Origin of the sequence: Nocardiopsis trehalosi NBRC 14201, assembly GCF_001552555.1 — a bacterium.
GTDB classification, from domain to species: Bacteria; Actinomycetota; Actinomycetes; order Streptosporangiales; family Streptosporangiaceae; genus Nocardiopsis_B; species Nocardiopsis_B trehalosi.
In genome coordinates, this window is record NZ_BCRK01000367.1 from 1 (window position 1) to 716 (window position 716).

Genomic DNA, 716 nt, shown 5'->3' on the forward strand with positions numbered 1-716 from the left:
CGTGAGGCAGACGCGGGGGCGGTGGGGCGGGGTGCGCAGCCAGTCGGGCAGGAGGGCGCGTCCGTTGTAGGGGATGTGGCGGACGGGCAGGTGGTGGACGTGGTCGGGGACGTCGACGGCCAGGGAGGGCGGGGTGTGCACGACGGTGGCCTGGCCGTGGACGAGTTCCTCGTCGTAGTCGGTGCCGTGGCGCCGGGCCAGGGCGCCCAGCCAGGCGGCCAGGGGGTCCTCGCGCTCGGCGGGCGGCCGCTCGGCCCACCGCCGCACGAACAACCCGCGCATCCGGGCGAAGATGTCGGCGCCCCACAGGAAGCGGACGTGGGCGGCGCCGCAGGCGCGGGCCGCGACCGCCCCGGCGAAGCTCACCGCCCCCCAGACGACGAGGTCGGGTCGCAGGGTGCGGCACAGGTCGACCAGATCGTCGGCCATGGGGTCGTTGACCACCCGCCACCACCACGGCACGACCCGCCGGTAGCCCTCCAGCAGGTACTCCCACGGCACCTGGTCGGCGGGGTGGCCGGCCCGCCCGAACGGCGGGGTCTCCCGGGTGATCGCGTCGTAGAGCGAGAACGCCCGCATCATCCGCCAGTAGTTGTGGTCGCGGCCCACCGCCGCGAACGGCAGCCCCGCCCCGGCCACGGTCGGCCCCAGCTCCGGCTGGCTGGCCACCACCACCTCGTGCCCCGCCGCCCGCAGCGCCCACGCGACCGGCACCA

The 716-nt window shown here is 76.5% G+C and carries 1 pseudogene; it reads right to left on the bottom strand.

The annotated features are described in order from the left end of the window. Positions 1-714 (bottom strand): annotated as a pseudogene (locus NT8_RS28175) (nucleotide disphospho-sugar-binding domain-containing protein); the annotation flags it as partial. Positions 715-716 lie beyond the last annotated feature (2 nt).